The sequence below is a fragment of the Mycolicibacter nonchromogenicus genome (assembly GCF_002101775.1).
In the GTDB taxonomy this organism is placed as follows: Bacteria; Actinomycetota; Actinomycetes; order Mycobacteriales; family Mycobacteriaceae; genus Mycobacterium; species Mycobacterium nonchromogenicum.
The window spans coordinates 1-12598 of the sequence record NZ_LQPI01000023.1 but is presented as its reverse complement, the minus strand read 5'-3'; the positions used below and the strand labels follow the sequence as shown (position 1 = coordinate 12598).

Sequence of the window (12598 nt, the reverse complement as noted above, 5' to 3'; positions counted from 1 at the left end):
GCTACGGAGTTTTCGCGGCGTCCAGAGCGCGGGCGGCGAGTTCGCGGCCCACGTCGACCAGTTCCGCGGCGCGGTGGAAGTCCAGACTGCGGCAGGCGACGCGCGGCACTTCGATCAGCAGATCGGGCGGGTGCGACGCCAGCTGATGGCGGGCCAGCGCTGCCTGGGCGATATCGATGGTTCGGTTCATCACCTCGAAGCTGCCGAGCTTGGGCACCACCCCGGACGTGGATTCCTCGTCCTCGCCGGGTTTATGCGACTCGTCGAGACTCGCTGAACCGCCGGGTTCATGCGACGGTCCCAGCTTCGCCTCTCCTTCGTCGAGACTCGCTGAACCGCTGCGCTCATGCGGCGGTCCCAGTTTCGCCTCTCCTTCGTCGAGGCTCGCTGAACCGCCGGGCTCAGACTCGCCGCTGCTGAACCGATCCAGGATCGCCCGCGCCGTCGGCCGGTCCAGCAGAGACCGCGCCCCGCTGGTGTCGAGCAGCGCAGAGGTGCTGCGCCACATGCGATTCAACCGGCCGGCGGGCACGCCGCGCTCGGAATCTTGGGCGGCCGGGCCGGCAGTGGTCGAGTCTCCGCCGCTGAGGCTCACCGCCAGGGTCAGGTCGGCGTTGACGGCGCTCAACGGCGCCATCGGCAGCGGGTCGAGGATGCCGCCGTCGGCGAGCAATCGTCCGTCGACCACGTGCGGAGCGATCACGCCGGGAATGGCGATCGACGCCCGGATAGCGGTGTGAAGCGGACCGCGCTGCAGCCACACCGTGCGGCCCGCGATCAGATCGGTCGCCACAGCGGTATAGGGAGTCGGCAATTCTTCGATGTCGATATCGCCCACGATGTCCCGGACGACATCGAGAATCTTCTCCGCCCGCAGCACCCCCGCTGCGGTGAAGGACGGATCCAGTAGGCGCAGCACCGCGCCCTGGGTCAGCGACTTGGCCCACTCGGCGAAGGCATCGAGTCGGCCGGCGGCCTCCAGCCCACCCACCAGTGCACCCATCGAAGATCCGGAGATCCCCACGATGTCGTAGCCGCGGTCGTGCAGCTCGCCGATCACCCCGATATGGGCATAGCCGCGCGCGCCACCACTTCCCAGCACCAATGCCACCCGGGGTGCCCGGGGTGCGCGGGTCTCGGCAGCAGGGGTCATAGTCACCATTGTGCGGTCCATACCGCGTCAGTTCTTTCCGTCATTGCGATTACAACCGTTAGCTTGTTGGAAAAGTGCAGCTCATCACGGGTATTTCGGTGTGGGGAGGGGCTCAGATCCCGCCTCGGGAGTGCTGCGTCGCTGCGTCCGGCACGGCTACCCGCATAGCATGGCCGCTGTGATGGAGCGCGTCGGATTCCAGGGTTGTTGTTGCCGCAGCTGACTGCTGCCGCCCCCCTTCGTGAATCCGCCCCATCCATCTTGGAGTCCTGACCATGGTTTTCGCCGATCCCATCGCCTTGCCGCGCCCCGGAGTTCGGCCGCGCCCGCTGCGCCTTCCCGACCTGCTCCAAACCACCGATCTGGCCGCCGACGCGGTGCTGCAGGGCCGCTACAACCACCTGCTGCCCGCATCGGGGCTGCCCGAGGACCAGCGCTGGTTCGCCCGCATCCACGGTGACGAACGGCTCGACATCTGGTTGATCAGCTGGGCGCCGGGGCACCCGACCGAACTGCACGACCACGGCGACTCGCTGGGCGCGCTGACCGTGCTGTCCGGCGCTTTGGATGAGTTCCATTGGAATGGACGCGAACTGACGCGACGACGGTTGGACGCTGGAGACCAGGCCGCGTTCACCAGGGGCTGGGTGCACGACGTCGTCTGGGCGCCCCCGGCCAGTGGGCCTGAGCCGGTCGAGGCGACGGTACCGACGCTGAGCGTGCACGCGTACTCGCCGCCCCTGGTGGAAATGACCTACTACGACGTCGCGCCGGACCATACTTTGCGTAGGCAGCGCACCGAACTCACCCAGCACCCGGAGGCCTCATGACCGCAGCGTCGGTCCCCAGCCGCATTGATCAACTGCTCGAAGCGGCTCGGGCCAGGCTGCACCGGCTGACCGCAGATGAAGTGCCCGAGGCACTGCGCAACGGCGCCTACCTGGTCGACATCCGTCCGGAGGCTCAGCGCGCGGCGGAAGGCAAAGTGCCGGAAGCGCTTGTGATCGAACGCAACGTGCTGGAGTGGCGCTGCGACCCCACCAGCGACGCCCGGCTGCCGCAGGCGGTCGACGACGACGTGCAGTGGATCATCCTGTGCTCGCAGGGCTACACCTCGAGCCTGGCCGCGGCGGCGCTGCAGGACTTGGGGCTGCACCGCGCCACCGACGTCATCGGCGGCTATCAGGCCCTGGCCGCTGTTGGGGAGCTGGTGGAGCCGGCCCCACTCGCCGCGCTAAGCGTTGGAGTACAACAGGGGGCGGAGCCGTTCAGTCTTCGCCGGGGTCCACGCCGCTGGATGTAGGATCGCCGCCCACGCATCGGCGACGTCGGCGACGTAGCTGTGGCCGTGGCCGGCAGGCACATCGATCGCCACGGCCATGTCGGCGGAGACCTGCAGGAAGGTCACGATCGGGGTCCAGCGCACCTGCGGCAGCACGTCGTAGCCGCGTGGCTCTCGGAGCCAGTCTGGCTTGTGGTACAGCAGGTCGGGATGCCACCACGCGATCGGGTCGGAGGCGTGCTGCAGGTACACCACCCGCGGTGTTTCCGGTGCGCCCCAAGGGGTGTCGGGACGTGCCAGGTCTTCGGGGCGCGCGGCGAACCGCACGGCGCGGCCCTCGTGGTAGATCGGCAACCACTGCGGCGAGCCGGGATCGCGGTTGATGGTCAGCTCGTTCCAGATGGTGTTCTGAAAGGTCGGACCGGAGAACAACGCCCCGTCGGTCCGGGCAAGCACATTGTTGAGGCTCATGAAGGAGGCCTCGCCGCCGAATGAGCCGAGGCTCTCACCGAACACCACCAGTTTGGGACGCTTCGCCTCCGGCAGCGCCCGCACCCGTTTGTCCACGGCCTCGAACAGGGCCTGGCCGGCTTGGCGGGCGTTCTCCTTGTCGACCAGGAACGACAGCCAGCTGGGCAGGAACGAATACTGCATGCTCACGATCGCGGTGTCGCCGTTGAACATGTACTCCAGGGCCGAGGCCTCCGCCTCATTGATCCAGCCGGTGCCCGTCGTAGTCGCCACGGCCACCACCGCGCGGCTCAGTCCGCCGGTGCGGGCCAGCTCCGCCGCGGCCAGTTCCGCGGTCGCCTTGATGCCGTCGGCGGAATTCAGGCCCGCGTAGGCCCGAATCGGTTCCGTGGCCGGTGTGCCGTTGAATGCGGTGAGCTCGGCCACGGTGGGACCACCGGCCACGAACATCCGGCCCTGATGCCCCAGGGACTCCCACGAAGCCAGCGACTCAGGCCCGCCGGAGCGCAGTCGCGTGGACGGGGCCGCCCGGGCGGGACTGGTCTCGTCGTTGATGGCGCTGAACGTGCTGTTCATGGCGTGCATGGCCGACTTGAGCACCAGACCGTTGAGCACCGCCACAGCCAGGGCCACCAGTAGGGCCACCGCCACCACCGCCGAAACACGCGGCGGGGCAATACGTTCCAGCTGCCCGACCAGGAATCGCAACACCAACCGGATCAGTTGGCCGATCTCCACGAGGATGAACAGCGTGACCACCGCTATGGCGCCGGCCTGCGGGTAGTTGTACCAAGTCAGCCGCGGCACACCCATCAGGTCGCGCATCTGGTCCTGCCAGCCGTGGATGTTCCACACCACCCACAGATGGATGACGACCGCGGTCGGGATCAGCACCCGCCAGGCCCACCGCGGAGCGGGCGGGCTGGTGTCTTGGGAGCGCATGTAGCGCACCAGCCAGACGGCGAACACGCCCAGGGCATAGCCGATGGCGCCCGAGCCGCCGCTGACCAACCCCTGAAACAGCGGCCCGCGCGGCAGCAGCGACGGCGTCAGCGACAGCCACAGAAACACCAGGCCCATCACCGTGCCGGTGAAGGTGTAGTGCCGGACCCACCAGGGGTCGCGCGCCGCCTCCGGGAGTGATTCCGCGGTGGCGGTGTCGGTGGCCGGCGCGCTCATCGGAGTCGACTCAGCGATGGGTGAAGTTCGGTGCGCGCTTTTCGGTGAACGCCGCCATGCCCTCGGTCTGGTCGTCGGTGGCGAATGCCGAGTGGAACAGCCGGCGCTCGTAGAGCAGCCCTTCGGCCAGGGTGGACTCGAAGGCCCGGTTGACCGCTTCCTTGGCCATCCGTGCCGCCGACAGGCTCATCCCGGCGATGGTGGCGGCCACCTTGCCGGCCTCGGCCAGCAGGTCGTCGGCGGGCACCACCCGGGACACCAGGCCGGACCGCTCGGCTTCGGCGGCGTCGATGGTGCGACCGGTCAGGATCAGGTCCATCGCCTTGGCCTTGCCGATGGCCCGGGTCAGGCGCTGGGAGCCGCCCATGCCGGGCAGCACACCCAGCTTGATCTCCGGCTGACCGAACTTGGCGGTGTCCGCGGCGATCAGCACGTCGCACATCATCGCCAGTTCGCAGCCGCCGCCCAGGGCGTGACCGGCCACCGCTGCGATGGTCGGGGTGCGCACCGCGGCCAGCTTGGACCAGGCGGCGAAGAAGTCGGCGGCGAACACGTCGGCGAAACTGAGCTCGGCCATCTCCTTGATGTCCGCGCCGGCGGCGAACGCCTTCGCGTTGCCGGTGATGATGATCGCCCCGATGCCGGGGTCGGCGTCGAACTCAGCTGCGGCGGTGGTGACTTCGTTCATCACCTGACTGTTGAGGGCGTTGAGCGCCTGCGGCCGGTTCAACGTGATGGTGCCGACGCGGCCGTCGCGGTCGACGAGAATGGTTTCGTAGGTCATGAGTGCTCCTTAGAAGGTCAGGTCGGGGTCGGCGGGAACGAAGTAGCTTTCGATGTCGGCGGCGCTCACCTCGGCCAGCGTCGCCGGGGACCACTGCGGATTGCGGTCCTTGTCGACCAGCTGGGCGCGGATTCCCTCCACCAGATCATGCGAGCGCAGCGACGCGCACGACACCCGGTACTCCTGGATCAGAACCTCTTCCAGGGTGGCGAGCCGGCCCGCCCGGCGCACCGCCTCCAACGTCACCGCGCATGCGATCGGGGATCGGGTGCCGATCAGCTCGGCGGCGGCGTTGGCGTCGGGGCTGGCGTGGCCGGCCAGCGCGTCCACGATCTCGGCGACGGTGTCGTGTGCGTAGCATTCGTCGATCCAGTCACGGTGCGCGGCAAGTTGACTCGGCGGCGCCTCGACCGCGTGGGCGGCCAGGGCGCGCTCCACTCCGTCGGCGATGATCGCCGCGGTGAAGGCCTCCAGTGCGGCGTGCGGCACGTAGTGGTCGGCGAACCCCAGCGCGATGGCGTCGGGCCCGGAGAACGGTGCGCCGGTCAGGGCCGCGTGCAGACCGAGCCGGCCGGGCGAGCGGGAGAGCAGATAGGTGCCGCCGACATCGGGAATGAACCCGATGCCGACCTCGGGCATCGCCATCTTGGTGGTGTCGGTGACCACCCGGGTGTTGGCGTGCGCGCTGACTCCGACGCCGCCGCCCATCACGATGCCGTCCATCAGCGACACATACGGTTTGGCGAATCCGCCGATCTGCGCGTTGAGCAGGTACTCGTCGTACCAGAAGCGGCGCGCATCCGCGCCGTCGGCTTTGGCGCTGTGATAGATCGCGACCACGTCGCCGCCCGCGCACAGGCCGCGCTCGCCGGCCCCGCTGAGGATCACCGCCGTGACCGCCGGGTCGTCGGCCCAGGTGGACAGGGCCGCGGTCATCGCGGTCACCATGGGAAGGTTCAGCGAGTTGATCGCCTTCGGCCGGTTGAGTGTCAGCAGGCCGACCCCGTTGTCAACGTGGGCCAGGACCTCGTCAGATTCGACTGTCACGCCTTCGCAATGTAGATCCCTAGGCGCGGTCAGCTATCCGCGGGTAAGGTTTGGCGGCAGAGCGGCCCGAACGCCGTCCGGGAACTCCGGCGGGACGGGAAACGTTGATTCAGTATTCGTAACCCATCGCTTCACAGCTCCAAGAGAGGATCGGGACGGTGCGGGAGACCAGCAACCCGGTATTTCGTTCGTTGCCCAAGCAGGGCGGCTACGCGCAGTTTGGAACCGGCATGTCCGGTGCGACTCAGCAGGTGGGCCAGGCCTACCGCGTTGACCCGTCGCTGGCGCAGTACCAGCAGCGGGAGGTCACACGCCCGCTGACCATCGATGACGTCGTCACCAAGACGGGCATCACGCTCGGCGTGCTGAGCGTGGCGGCCATCATCTCGTTCTTCATGGTGTCGGCCAACCAGGCGCTGGCCGGGCCGCTGACCTTCATCGGCGCGTTCGGCGGCCTGGCGCTGGTGATGATCGGCATGTTCGCCCGCAAGCAGGACAGCAAGGCCCTGGTGCTGAGCTACGCCGCGTTAGAGGGCATGTTCCTGGGCGCCATCTCCTGGGTGCTGACGGCCTTCACGGTGGGGACCGGCAACGCCGGCTCGATGATCGGCCAGGCCGTGATGGGCACTCTCGGTGTGTTCGGCGGCATGCTGGTGGTCTACAAGACCGGCGCCATTCGGGTCACCCCGAAGTTCACCCGGATGCTCGTCGCCGGCATGTTCGGTGTGCTGGCCCTGATGATCGGCAACCTGGTGCTGTCGCTGTTCGGCGTCGGCGGGGGTGATGGTCTGGGCCTGCGCAGTGGCGGGACCCTGTCGATCATCTTCTCGCTGGTCTGCATCGGTATCGCCGCCTTCAGCTTCCTGATCGACTTCGACGCCGCCGACCAGCTGATCCGCGCCGGCGCGCCGGAGAAGGCGGCCTGGGGCATCGCACTGGGCCTGACCGTCACGCTGGTGTGGCTGTACCTGGAGATCCTGCGTCTGCTCAGCTACTTCCAGAGCGAGTGACCTAGAGCTCTCCACATTGACTCTGCGCTGACCAGGCAACTTTGCCTGGTACGCGCAGAGTCAATTTTTTTTTGTGCCGGTTTCGCGGCCGCATGCCGTCATCTCTCGCCATCCGGCGCGCATCCGTCCCGCGAGCCGGAATCTGGCGACGCGACGCGCCGGTGACGCGTCGTGGTTTTCCGGGTGGGGGAGGCGGCGGCAGGGTCGAGGCGCACCGCGGCGCCCAGGGCCGTCCAGGCCTGCCGCTGGCCGCCGCGGGGCAGGCATCGTCCGCGAGGCGGAATCTGACGACGCGACGCGCCGGTGACGTGTCGTGGTTTTCCGGGTGGAGCGGGCGGGGGAGGCAGTGGCAGGGCCGAGGCCACCGCGGCGCCCAGGGCCGTCCAGGCCCGCCGCTGGCCGCCGCGGCGCAGCCATCGCCCGCGAGCCGGAATCTGACGACGCGACGCGCCGGTGACGTGTCGTGGTTTTCCGGGTGGAGCGGGCCCGAAAGGCCCTAGAACGGCGTTGACTCTGCGCTACCAGGCAACTTTCGCCTGGTCAGCGCAGAGTCAACGACGAAACGAAACTAGGAGAGCCGCTCGACCACCATGGCCATGCCCTGGCCGCCGCCCACGCACATGGTCTCCACGCCGAACTGCTTGTCGTGGGTGGCCAGGTTGTTCAGCAGGGTGGCCGTGATCCGGGCGCCGGTCATACCGAACGGGTGGCCCAGGGCGATGGCCCCGCCCGAGACGTTCAGCTTGTCCTCGTCGATACCTAGCTCGCGGGCCGAGCCGAGCACCTGCACCGCGAAGGCCTCGTTGATCTCGAACAGGTCGATGTCGGAGATCGACAGCTTGGCGTTCGCCAGCGCCTTCTTGACGGCCTCGATCGGGCCCAGGCCCATGATCTCCGGCGACAGGCCCGACACCCCGGTGGACACGATCCGGGCCAGCGGCTTCAGACCCAGCTCCTTGGCCTTGGTGTCGCTGGTGATGATCACCGCGGCGGCGCCGTCGTTGAGCGGGCAGGCGTTGCCGGCGGTGATCGTGCCGTCGGGCCGGAACACCGGCTTGAGCTGGCTGATCTTCTCGTAGGTGGTGCCGGCGCGCGGACCGTCGTCGGTGCTCACCACGGTGCCGTCGGGCAGCGTGACCGGGGAGATCTCGCGGGCGAAGAAGCCGCTGTTGATGGCTTCCTCGGCACGGTTCTGGCTGCGCACGCCCCAGTGGTCCTGGTCCTCGCGGCTGATGCCGGTGTGCAGCACCACGTTCTCGGCGGTCTGGCCCATCGCGATGTAGACGTCGGGCAGCAGGCCGTCTTCGCGCGGGTCGTGCCACTCGGTGGCACCGGCAGCGGCAGCCTCAGAGCGGGCCTGCGCGTCGGCGAACAGCGGGTTCTTGCTGTTCGGGGCGCCGTCGGCAGCACCGATGCCGAACTGCGAGACGGTCTCCACACCGGCGGAGATGAAGGCGTTGCCCTCGCCGGCCTTGATCGCGTGGAACGCCATCCGGGTGGTCTGCAGCGACGACGAGCAGTACCGGTTCACCGTGGTGCCGGGCAGGAAGTCGTAGCCGAGCAGCACCGAGACCACGCGCCCGATGTTGTAGCCGGAGGCGCCGCCAGGCTGGCCGCAGCCCATCATCAGGTCGTCGATCTCGCGCGGGTCCAGCGCCGGCACCTTGTCCAGGGCGGCGCGCACCATCTGGGCCGCCAGGTCGTCCGGCCGAATGGTGACCAGGGATCCCTTACCGGCCCGGCCGATCGGCGAACGCGCAGTTGAGACGATTACAGCTTCAGGCACTTGTGGCTCCTTGAAATCGGGTATAGAGCCGAATCTAGCCCGACGAGGCCACCATGGGGGAATCGGCCCGGTCCAGCGCAGCGCACAGCGCCGGGATCATTTGGCCCGCAGCCAGGGCGTACCCCGCCGCCGACGGGTGGTACTGGTCCGAGGCGAACAGCAGCTCGGGGTGGTCGTGAAACTCCCGCGCACGGAAGTCGGCGAAGGGGACGCCGATACCGCCGGCTGCCTTGACCGCCGTGGTCTGCGCGCGGGCCAGCTGGCACGCCCGCGCGTGGGCCACCCAGCGCAGCGGCCGAGGTATCGCGCTGATCGCCCCGAACTTGGGGCAGGTGCCCACGATCACCACCGCGCCGCTGGCGCGCAGACGCTTCACCGCTCCACGCAGACACCGCACGGCGTCGGCGATGCTGTGCAGCGCGGTGACGTCGTTGGCCCCGATCATGATCACCGCCACGTCCGGTGGCGGGCCCGCGACGAACATCGCGTCCACCTGGCCGGCCAGCCCCTTGGAGGTGGCGCCAACAATTGCCTTGGTGCTCAACCGAACCCGCAAACCGGTGCGCTCCGCCAGTGCTCTGGCGACCAACGCGCCGGGAACCTCTTCCGCGGAACGACAGCCGTAGCCGCATGCGGTGGAGTCGCCGAAGACCATCAGGTGCAGATCGACATTCGCCCCGCGGTGAAAAGGCTGAACTTCGGTGTCATCGGCCGCGTATATACCGTCAGCACGAGGTGGAAGATCCCAAGCCTTCGGGATCGTCTGGCGAGCCCGGTCGGCTTGGCCCACCAGGAGGTTGCGCACACCCAGGTAGACGGTGCTGCTGAGCGCGAACCCGCCCGCAGTGGCCAGCGTGACCGCCGAGCGTCGCGTCGCCCCGAGACCCATGCCCCGATTTTAGGGAAGGCACGCCCATGTCGCCTGAGCACAGCAAACAAATATGGTCACGAAGCGGACCCGATGCAGTATCGGATCGAATCATAAGATTTCTTCTCAATTTTTCGCGTGTGACGATACGGAGTACCGCGTTGGCTGTGCCGGCCCGGGCCGGCTGGAGGGAGTGTCCATCATGACCGCACCCGACACAATTACCAGCTCGTCACGTGTGCGTCCCCGCCTGTATCCGGGTTCGCGGCCTTACCGGTACGGCCGTCACGACGGACTGCCCGTCGAGGTCTCCGAGGAGTCGACCAGCCCCGAGGGACGGATGGCGTGGCTGGCGGCACGGGCCACCATCCGGCCGGTTCTCTCGGTCGGCAGCTACCTTCCCCGGATGCCGTGGCCGTTCGGGTTGCTCGACTTCGCCGCCAAGGCGATGCTGCCGGCGCCGGGCACCATCCGGGCCACCATCCGATTGCCGCACTGTAAGGCGCAGATGGTGCGCGCTGCCGGGGTCCTGCCCGCCGACGGCACCCGGCGGGTCGTGCTCTACATGCATGGCGGGGCCTTTCTGGCCTGCGGGGCCAACACCCACGGCCGGCTCGTCACCACGCTGTCGAAGTATGCCGACAGCCCGGTCTTGGTGGTGGAGTACCGGATGATCCCCAAGTACTCCATCGCCGACGCGGTCGATGACTGCTACGACGCTTACCGGTGGCTGCGCCGTCAGGGTTACGAACCGGACCAGATCGTGCTGGCCGGCGACTCGGCCGGCGGCTACCTGTCGCTGGCGCTGGCAGAGCGGTTGTTGGAGGAAGGCGACGAGGAGGTGCCGGCGGCGATCGTCGCGATGTCGCCGCTACTGGAGATCGCCAAAGAGGCCAAGAAGGCGCACCCCAATATCCACACCTGTGCGATGTTCCCGCCCAAGGCTTTTGACGCCTTGGTGGAACTGGTGGAAACGGCTGCCCGCCCCGATGGCACCCTCGGCAGGGAAGTTGTCGAGCCGCTGCAGCATGTCCGTCCCGGACTTCCGCGCACCCTGATTCACGTCTCCGGTTCAGAGGCGTTGCTTCATGACGCCCGGCTGGGCGCCAAGGTGCTCGCGGCGGCTGGTGTTCCGGTGGAACTGCGGGTGTGGCCTGGCCAGATTCACGTCTTCCAGCTCGCCGCTCCGTTTGTGCCGGAGGCCACCCGCTCGTTGCGCCAGATCGGCGAATACATCCGGGAAGCGACCGGTTGACCCGCTGGCTCCATGGGGCGGTTGCAGCTTCGGCTTTCCTTCGTCGAGCCTCGCTGACCCGCTGGGTTCATGGGGCGGTTGCAGCTTCGGCTTTCCTTCGTCGAGCCTCGCTGACCCGCCCGGGCAAATAACCTGAGACGATGGCAGGCATGCGGATAGCGAGCCACATCAGTGATCTGATCGGCAACACCCCACTCGTCGAGCTGAATTCGATCGTGCCCGCTGGCGCCGGCCGGGTGGTGGCCAAAGTCGAGTACCTCAACCCGGGTGGAAGCTCCAAGGACCGCATCGCGGTGAAGATGATCGACGCGGCCGAGGCCAGCGGAGCACTCAAACCCGGCGGCACCATCGTCGAACCCACCTCCGGCAACACCGGTGTCGGGCTGGCGCTGGTGGCTCAGCGGCGCGGCTACAAGTGCGTGTTCGTCTGTCCGGACAAGGTCAGCGAGGACAAGCAGAACGTGTTGCGGGCCTACGGCGCCGAAGTGGTGGTGTGCCCGACAGCCGTGCCGCCGGACGACCCGGCCAGCTACTACAGCGTCTCCAACCGGCTGGTCGAGGAGATCGAGGGTGCCTGGAAGCCGGATCAGTACTCCAACCCCAACGGCCCCCAGAGCCATTACGAGACCACGGGTCCGGAGATCTGGAACGACACCGACGGCCAGGTCACCCATTTCGTCGCCGGGATCGGGACCGGCGGCACCATAACCGGCACCGGCCGCTATCTCAAAGAGGTGTCGGACGGCCGGGTGCAGATCATCGGCGCGGACCCGGAAGGTTCGGTCTATTCCGGCGGCACCGGCCGGCCGTATCTGGTGGAAGGAGTCGGCGAGGACTTCTGGCCGGAGGCCTACGACCCGAGCATTCCCGACGGCATCATCGCGGTGTCCGATGCGGATTCATTCGATATGACCCGGCGCCTGGCCCGGGAGGAGGCGCTGCTGGTGGGCGGCTCCTGCGGGATGGCCGTGGTGGCGGCGGTGGAGACCGCCGTCAAAGCCGGCCCAGACTCGCTGGTCGTCGTCCTGCTGCCCGACGGCGGACGTGGCTATATGTCGAAGCTGTTCAACGACTCGTGGATGTCGTCCTACGGGTTCCTGCGCTCACGGCTGGACGGTTCGACGGTGCAGCCCACGGTCGGCGACGTGCTGCGGGCCAAGTCGGGGGTGCTGCCGGACCTGGTGCACACCCATCCGTCCGAGACCCTGCGCGACGCCATCGGGATCCTGCGAGAGTACGGCGTGTCGCAGATGCCCGTCGTCGGCGCCGAGCCGCCGGTGATGGCCGGCGAGGTGGCCGGCAGTGTGTCCGAGCGCGATCTGCTCTCCGCGGTCTTCGAGGGCCGCGCGAAGCTCGCCGACGCGGTGTCGCAGCACATGGGGCCGCCGCTACCGCTGATCGGATCCGGTGAGGTGGTCGGCGTCGCCGCCACCACCCTGGCCGAGGTCGACGCGGTGATGGTGGTCGAGGATGGCAAACCTGTGGGCGTCATCACTCGCCATGACCTGTTGGGCTTTCTGTCCGACGGGCCACGCCGCCGATAAGGCGCTGACACCCGCTGTCCTGCGGTAACGTTTGGACCGTTCACCGCCACGACCCGAAAGGGTGGAGATGACTGACTTCCCGCAGCCCCCGCAGGGCAACTACCCACCCCCGTCCGGTGACTTCCCGGCGCAGGGCAATTACCCGCCGCCTCCTCCCGGCAATTACCCGCCTCCTCCCGCAGGTAACTACCCGCCGCCCCCGGGTAACTACCCGCCGCC

Annotated in this window: 11 protein-coding genes; 5 read left to right on the top strand and 6 right to left on the bottom strand. The window is 68.2% G+C overall.

Annotated features, from left to right (window positions below; all coding sequences use genetic code 11):
• Position 1: 1 nt before the first annotated feature.
• Entirely contained in the window at positions 2 to 1153 is a 1152-nt protein-coding gene (locus tag AWC18_RS02450) for a patatin-like phospholipase family protein (RefSeq protein WP_085137433.1), read from the bottom strand.
• 275 nt (positions 1154 to 1428) lie between these two features.
• On the opposite strand from AWC18_RS02450, the gene AWC18_RS02445 reads away from it, so the two are divergent.
• Positions 1429 to 1983 (top strand): cupin domain-containing protein, encoded by a 555-nt coding sequence (locus AWC18_RS02445; RefSeq protein WP_064999875.1) that lies wholly within the window; start codon positions 1429 to 1431, stop codon positions 1981 to 1983.
• Complete coding sequence (locus AWC18_RS02440) at positions 1980 to 2456, top strand: rhodanese-like domain-containing protein (protein WP_085137431.1); 477 nt, start codon at positions 1980 to 1982, stop codon at positions 2454 to 2456. The genes AWC18_RS02445 and AWC18_RS02440 overlap by 4 nt, the downstream gene beginning before the upstream one ends.
• On the opposite strand, the gene AWC18_RS02435 is transcribed toward AWC18_RS02440, so the two are convergent.
• From AWC18_RS02435 to AWC18_RS02425, 3 genes are read right to left on the bottom strand one after another with little or no spacing between them, the layout of a single operon-like run.
• Positions 2388 to 4085, bottom strand: coding sequence for an alpha/beta hydrolase (locus AWC18_RS02435; protein WP_085137429.1), 1698 nt, complete (start codon positions 4083 to 4085; stop codon positions 2388 to 2390). The two genes, AWC18_RS02440 and AWC18_RS02435, sit on opposite strands and share 69 nt — an antisense overlap.
• 10 nt (positions 4086 to 4095) lie before the next feature.
• Positions 4096 to 4869: an enoyl-CoA hydratase gene (locus AWC18_RS02430; protein WP_085137427.1), complete on the bottom strand. Its 774-nt coding sequence runs from the start codon at positions 4867 to 4869 to the stop codon at positions 4096 to 4098.
• A gap of 9 nt (positions 4870 to 4878) precedes the next feature.
• Positions 4879 to 5916 carry an enoyl-CoA hydratase/isomerase family protein gene (locus AWC18_RS02425; RefSeq protein WP_085137425.1) on the bottom strand — a complete coding sequence of 346 codons (1038 nt, stop codon included), beginning with the start codon at positions 5914 to 5916 and terminating at the stop codon, positions 4879 to 4881.
• 158 nt (positions 5917 to 6074) lie between these two features.
• Here AWC18_RS02425 and AWC18_RS02420 point away from each other — a divergent pair, with 158 nt between their 5' ends.
• Positions 6075 to 6926, top strand: a complete 852-nt coding sequence (locus AWC18_RS02420) for a Bax inhibitor-1/YccA family protein (RefSeq protein ID WP_064999880.1) — start codon at positions 6075 to 6077, stop codon at positions 6924 to 6926.
• Between the two features lie 568 nt (positions 6927 to 7494).
• Here the strand turns inward: AWC18_RS02420 and AWC18_RS02415 are convergent.
• A complete protein-coding gene (locus AWC18_RS02415) occupies positions 7495 to 8712 on the bottom strand; it encodes an acetyl-CoA C-acetyltransferase (RefSeq protein ID WP_064999881.1) in 1218 nt (405 codons plus the stop codon).
• 34 nt (positions 8713 to 8746) lie between these two features.
• Complete coding sequence (locus AWC18_RS02410) at positions 8747 to 9601, bottom strand: SGNH/GDSL hydrolase family protein (RefSeq protein ID WP_085137423.1); 855 nt, start codon at positions 9599 to 9601, stop codon at positions 8747 to 8749.
• Positions 9602 to 9782: 181 nt separating this feature from the next.
• On the opposite strand from AWC18_RS02410, the gene AWC18_RS02405 reads away from it, so the two are divergent.
• Both AWC18_RS02405 and AWC18_RS02400 read left to right on the top strand, forming a co-directional pair.
• On the top strand, positions 9783 to 10835 hold the full coding sequence (locus tag AWC18_RS02405) for an alpha/beta hydrolase (protein WP_064999883.1): 1053 nt from the start codon (positions 9783 to 9785) through the stop codon (positions 10833 to 10835).
• A gap of 149 nt (positions 10836 to 10984) precedes the next feature.
• On the top strand, positions 10985 to 12379 hold the full coding sequence (locus tag AWC18_RS02400; RefSeq protein ID WP_085137421.1) for a cystathionine beta-synthase: 1395 nt from the start codon (positions 10985 to 10987) through the stop codon (positions 12377 to 12379).
• The last annotated feature ends 219 nt before the right edge of the window (positions 12380 to 12598 follow it).

Bases quoted from the DNA above. Each gene is read 5' to 3' on its own strand.
- AWC18_RS02450 (WP_085137433.1), bottom strand. From the start codon at position 1,153: ATGACCCCTGCTGCCGAGACCCGCGCACCCCGGGCACCCCGGGTGGCA.
- AWC18_RS02445 (WP_064999875.1), top strand. From the start codon at position 1,429: ATGGTTTTCGCCGATCCCATCGCCTTGCCGCGCCCCGGAGTTCGGCCG.
- AWC18_RS02440 (WP_085137431.1), top strand. From the start codon at position 1,980: ATGACCGCAGCGTCGGTCCCCAGCCGCATTGATCAACTGCTCGAAGCG.
- AWC18_RS02435 (WP_085137429.1), bottom strand. From the start codon at position 4,085: ATGAGCGCGCCGGCCACCGACACCGCCACCGCGGAATCACTCCCGGAG.
- AWC18_RS02430 (WP_085137427.1), bottom strand. From the start codon at position 4,869: ATGACCTACGAAACCATTCTCGTCGACCGCGACGGCCGCGTCGGCACC.
- AWC18_RS02410 (WP_085137423.1), bottom strand. From the start codon at position 9,601: ATGGGTCTCGGGGCGACGCGACGCTCGGCGGTCACGCTGGCCACTGCG.
- AWC18_RS02405 (WP_064999883.1), top strand. From the start codon at position 9,783: ATGACCGCACCCGACACAATTACCAGCTCGTCACGTGTGCGTCCCCGC.
- AWC18_RS02400 (WP_085137421.1), top strand. From the start codon at position 10,985: ATGCGGATAGCGAGCCACATCAGTGATCTGATCGGCAACACCCCACTC.